Here is a 4,474-nt window from a genome sequence, read left to right as displayed (position 1 = left end):
GTCATGAGGGACAGCCTGTTCTGGGGGGGGGGGGGGGGGGGGCGAGTGCAGGGGACGGGCCCGGAGGGCGCCGGGCCGGTCAGCGCGCCGTAGCGGAGAGGGCCGGGCGGGTGGGTAAGTCGAGGATGTCCAGGGCGGTGTCGGGCTGGCAATGGCTGCAGGCCCGCACTCCTGAGGCCAGGAGCCGGCGGGCTTCGTCCCGGCCTACCGGACGCCGTCGTTTGCCCGCGGCGTAGCAGCCGCCCACATGAACCTCGGCGGGCGGCCGTCCGTCGCCGATGCCGAGTTCGACGAACCACTCCGGCTCCGCGGGCCGGGCCCGCCGCCCGTGCTGCTGCTCGGCTTCCCGCTGCTGTAGGGCGGCGATCTTGTCGTCGATGCGCCGCAGCCACATGGCATGCCAGATCCTCAAGGCATTCAGTCGTCCCAGGTCAGGGGGCAGGTCGTCAAGCATGGTCCGTCCCGAGGATCTTCGATTGCGGGGCTGCATCTCTCGCGTGTTCGAATACTAGTTCTATAAGGTGAGTGTAGTGGAGGTGGGTGCCATGGCGGCGGAAGCGGTGTCGGGGGAGCAGCGGGTGTCGAGTGTGATGCATGTGCGCTGCCCGGACCGGCTGCCGGAGGACGTGTTCCGCCAGTTCCTGGAACTGCTCGCGGAGTTTTCCCCGGTCGTTCAGGCGCTGCCGCCGTCCGCGGCCCTGGTAGAGCTGAAGGGCGCACTGCGCTACCACGGCACCAGTGCCCGGCGGCTGGGAGAGGTTCTGCGGATACGGGCCCTCTCCCGTCTGGGTGTCGACGTGTGCGTGGGGGTCGGGCCGACGATCACGGTCGCGGCCACCGCCTCCGGCCAGATCGACGCCCCCGGCGGCGTCCTCGCCGTCGACCCCGACCACGTCGTCGACTGGCTCGGTCCGCTGCCCGTCGAAGCCCTGCACGGCATCGGCCCGAAGCAGGCGGCGGCACTACGCGACTACGGTGTGCACTGCGTGGGCCTGCTCGCCGGGGTCCCGCCGGCCACGGTGCAGCGCCTGCTCGGCGGGCATGCCGGACGGCTGGCCGCCGACAGGGCCCGCGGCATCGACCCCCGCCCAGTCACCCCGCGTACGTTGCCCGCCGCGCTGACCGTGCGCCACACCTTCGCCCGGCACACTCTGGACGGCGCGGTGGTCCGTGCGGCCCTGCTCGACCTGGTCGTGCAGCTCGCCCACCAGCTGCGCCGCCGCGGCCAGGTGGCCCGCGGCCTGACCCTGACGTTGCGGTTCGCCGGCGGGGCCGCGTGGGAGAAGACGCGCCGTCTACCGGAGGCCTCCGCGCACGATATCGACCTGCGCACCGTGTCCTACCAGCTGATCGATGCCGCGGGCCTCCAGCGCGGCCGCCTGACTGGGCTCGCGGTGAAGGGTGCGGATCTGGTCGACGCCGACCAGGTGGCCGAGCAGATCAGCCTCGATGAAGGGCGCGAGAACCGCCTCTCCGCCGAAGCAGTCAGCGATCGGATCCGCGCGAGATTCGGGCCCGGCGCGATCGGCCCGGCCACCGCCCTCCTGCGCGTCTCCTGACCCATCCAGATCCGACCTTGTTGTGGAGGTAAAGCCAGTGCTGCTTCAACCGCCCGGGCTGTCGCGGCCTGAGATGCTGCCGCACTGGCCGTACGCGCAGGCCGTCGACGAGGCGCTCACCGACCGCGGTATCCCCCCGGGCACGGTCCGTGTCGAGCGCAGTTACCCCATGCACGGCGACCGGATGTACATAGCGCTCATTTGGGACGTGAGCCGCTGCGCCGGCCTGGGCGGCATCTGCCTCACCTGGCACGAAGAGACCGGCTGGGCTCACGCCTTGCTCCGCCTCAGCGCGGCCAATGCGATTCCCCTCGGCCCGCTCACCGCGCTGCACCGGGTGTTCGCGGCCCCGAAGGACGTCGCAGCGGTGGCCGACTCCCTGGTGTCTCGGCGCTACCCCCTCGGCAGGTACGAGGGGGAACACCACGAGGAATGGGACGGCGCACTGGCGGTGAGGGCCACGATCGATGCCTTCCACCGGGGAGCGGCCGGTTAGGAGGCTGCGCCTCCAGGTCGGTCAGTTCGTTTGGCCTGCTCGCTGTCGAGGTGGGTGAGTCATGTCCCGCCCTTTTCGAAGGCGCGCTCAACATCCACGTGCTCGGCCCACTTCGCAAAGCCCTCTGGACCCAGAATGCGTTCCATGTCGACCTGAGACGTCTGCTGCCAGTGACCGCACAAGCCAGCGTGGCCTCTACCGTAACCACAGTGCCGCCGAACTCCATCGGTGCGGAACTGCTCGTGCATCCACCCGTGTTCGGGTTCGAAGGTTGGGCAGAGTTCACCTTCATCGCCGGTGCGCCGGGTAGCCAGGGCCCACAGACGGCTGACACGTCGGACGACTCCAATGGCAGCCAGGGTCGCTACGTCGAACAGCGTGCGGGCGACGAAGAGGATCCACACGATGATGCCGATCACAATGGCCACGCCAATGGGCCCCAGCCGCCCATGACCGCCCCGGCGAGTTCGATGATGTAGTCGATGTCCACCCTCCCCCTTGGGCGAGGAGAATATCCGTCTCCACCGCGCTGGTCCGCCCCGGCGGTGACCTGGTCACCATCGCCGAGCCGGTCGCCGTCCACCACCGCGACGGGCGAGCCGTCTTCTTCGCCGAACCCGACCGGGCCCGCCTGGCCGACCTCGTCCAGCGACTGCGGGACGGCCACCTCAAGCCGATCGTCGGGCGCCGACTCCGCTCGCCGAGGCAGCCTCCGCATTCACGCCGGACAAGGGCACTCCCGGCAAGACGATCATCCGCGTAACCGAAGACTGAGCAGGAATGCCCCTGGAGTCCCGCGCAAACCAGCGAGCCCAGGAATCCCTCTGAGGGGAACTTCAACAGACGAAACACTGCGGCTCCCACGGCCGGGTCCGACTGGAAACGGCCCCATCGCCGGGACCCGGAAGCAAGACAACGGCCACGCGGTTTGACCAGGTAAGCCTGTTAGCCACTGAAGTTCAGCGCCGACGGCGGGATCCGTCGACACGGTCCGCGAGAGCCTCAGCCTCGCTGTCCGTGAGGGTGTACCGAGTGCCGTCGGTGCCGCGTTCCTGGGACTTGAGGGCTGCAAGGCTCTCGTCGCCGCACAGCGTCTGCAAGACGAGCCGCTGCACGTCGCCGAGCACGAGTAGCACATGGCCGTCGGACTGCTGCTCGATGCGGTGATCCACATAGGCCCGCTTCAGGCTCGCGGCAAGTCGCTCAAAGGCAAGATCGCTGGCGGTCATGTCGCAGACCCTAGCTATGCCCCACCACCGTCTGGACACGGGGTAGCCGCTTTCGTTGTGGCGTTGCTCCGGATCGCTACGCGCCGGCATGCGCGGCCCGGGTCACGGCTGTTGCTCTCTGGTGGCAGGTGGTTTCGCCGTGTAGCGTCGTCCTCAGATGTCGTGGTTCGCAGTACCTGCCCGCGCTCCGGCGCGGGTTTCTTGCTGTGCAGTCCAGGGCGATCACCTCCGGGGCCGCGCGGTGCGGTTCCCGATATCGACTGGAAGGCACCAGCATGGCCAGGGGAACCGTCAAGTGGTTCAACGCTGAAAAGGGCTTCGGCTTCATCGAGCAGGACGGCGGCGGACCGGACGTCTTCGCCCACTACTCCAACATCAACTCTTCCGGCTTCCGTGAGCTCCAGGAAGGCCAGGTCGTCACCTTCGACGTCACGCAGGGCCAGAAGGGCCCGCAGGCGGAGAACATCACGCCCGCCTGACGTAACGGTCAGACGTGGTCGGGCCCCAGAACATGTCTTGAGTTCTGGGGCCCGACGCATCCCGTGCTGCAGTGGGAACGACTTCCCAGTCCAAGTGCCTGAACTCGTTGCTGTCTTGGGTGTGACGAGGTTGGCCGGGCCTGTTGCACATCAGCCGGTTGAGAGTGAACTCTGTTGGCGATACCGGTGCCTGTGTCATCGGCAGAGAGGACGAGGAATTGACCGACGGCAGGCAAGACCCACGCATCGGTTGGTCCGGCAAGGTATGGCGCGCGTGGGAGTCGTTGCGCGGCAGGAGCTGCTGGTACGCAGTCTTCTGGCCAGATGGCGAACCGTTCAGCGATGAGCGGGCCGTTGTCCTGCGCCGCACGCGGTTCGCGTGGCAGGCCTCCCGGTGGGTCCGGACTTGGGGCAAGGGTCTCCGCACGCCGATCCTGGTCACACCGCACGACCTGACCCCGCAGTACGAGTCTAAACGCCCCCTCTATCCATACCCTGACCGGCCCCTTGGAATGGACGACCCAGTCCTGGGCCGCGGGCCCGGGAAATAGGCCATGCCGCACTCCATGCGAGAGCATTCGGATGCGTGAGCCGGACGCCTCGCACGGCGGTCGACTGGCTGTGACGTTGTTCAGCGGGCTCTGGCACAGATCTTGGGGAGTGGTCGCAGAGCGTCACCACGTCTCCCGTCTCAAGCGATCTGGTCCCGGG

The 4,474-nt window shown here is 68.3% G+C and carries 7 protein-coding genes; 3 read left to right on the top strand and 4 right to left on the bottom strand.

Going from position 1 to position 4,474, the window contains the following annotated elements:
* Nucleotides 1-79 precede the first annotated feature (79 nt).
* Nucleotides 80-412 (bottom strand): DUF6233 domain-containing protein, encoded by a 333-nt coding sequence (locus tag ACFWXQ_RS48735; RefSeq protein ID WP_383957093.1) that lies wholly within the window; start codon nucleotides 410-412, stop codon nucleotides 80-82.
* A 133-nt stretch (nucleotides 413-545) separates the two neighbouring features.
* Here ACFWXQ_RS48735 and ACFWXQ_RS48730 point away from each other — a divergent pair, with 133 nt between their 5' ends.
* Both ACFWXQ_RS48730 and ACFWXQ_RS48725 read left to right on the top strand, forming a co-directional pair.
* Nucleotides 546-1,559 (top strand): hypothetical protein, encoded by a 1,014-nt coding sequence (locus ACFWXQ_RS48730; RefSeq protein WP_383957090.1) that lies wholly within the window; start codon nucleotides 546-548, stop codon nucleotides 1,557-1,559.
* A gap of 37 nt (nucleotides 1,560-1,596) precedes the next feature.
* Nucleotides 1,597-2,055, top strand: coding sequence for a DUF6292 family protein (locus ACFWXQ_RS48725; protein ID WP_383957086.1), 459 nt, complete (start codon nucleotides 1,597-1,599; stop codon nucleotides 2,053-2,055).
* A gap of 59 nt (nucleotides 2,056-2,114) precedes the next feature.
* On the opposite strand, the gene ACFWXQ_RS48720 is transcribed toward ACFWXQ_RS48725, so the two are convergent.
* The 3 genes from ACFWXQ_RS48720 to ACFWXQ_RS48710 form a co-directional block, all read right to left on the bottom strand.
* A complete protein-coding gene (locus ACFWXQ_RS48720) occupies nucleotides 2,115-2,483 on the bottom strand; it encodes a hypothetical protein (RefSeq protein ID WP_383957083.1) in 369 nt (122 codons plus the stop codon).
* A complete protein-coding gene (locus tag ACFWXQ_RS48715; RefSeq protein WP_383957081.1) occupies nucleotides 2,471-2,722 on the bottom strand; it encodes a hypothetical protein in 252 nt (83 codons plus the stop codon). Before ACFWXQ_RS48715 ends, ACFWXQ_RS48720 begins: the two co-directional genes overlap by 13 nt.
* A 292-nt stretch (nucleotides 2,723-3,014) precedes the next feature.
* Nucleotides 3,015-3,284, bottom strand: coding sequence for a hypothetical protein (locus ACFWXQ_RS48710; protein WP_383957078.1), 270 nt, complete (start codon nucleotides 3,282-3,284; stop codon nucleotides 3,015-3,017).
* A 275-nt stretch (nucleotides 3,285-3,559) separates the two neighbouring features.
* Here ACFWXQ_RS48710 and ACFWXQ_RS48705 point away from each other — a divergent pair, with 275 nt between their 5' ends.
* A complete protein-coding gene (locus ACFWXQ_RS48705; protein ID WP_307527774.1) occupies nucleotides 3,560-3,763 on the top strand; it encodes a cold-shock protein in 204 nt (67 codons plus the stop codon).
* The last annotated feature ends 711 nt before the right edge of the window (nucleotides 3,764-4,474 follow it).

The organism is Streptomyces sp. NPDC058697 (assembly GCF_042715345.1).
In the GTDB taxonomy this organism is placed as follows: domain Bacteria; phylum Actinomycetota; class Actinomycetes; order Streptomycetales; family Streptomycetaceae; genus Streptomyces; species Streptomyces liliifuscus.
The sequence above is the reverse complement of the archived record's forward strand: the minus strand, read 5'-3'. Positions and strand labels throughout refer to the sequence as shown.

Bases quoted from the DNA above. Each gene is read 5' to 3' on its own strand.
- ACFWXQ_RS48730 (WP_383957090.1), top strand. From the start codon at position 546: ATGGCGGCGGAAGCGGTGTCGGGGGAGCAGCGGGTGTCGAGTGTGATG.
- ACFWXQ_RS48710 (WP_383957078.1), bottom strand. From the start codon at position 3,284: ATGACCGCCAGCGATCTTGCCTTTGAGCGACTTGCCGCGAGCCTGAAG.
- ACFWXQ_RS48705 (WP_307527774.1), top strand. From the start codon at position 3,560: ATGGCCAGGGGAACCGTCAAGTGGTTCAACGCTGAAAAGGGCTTCGGC.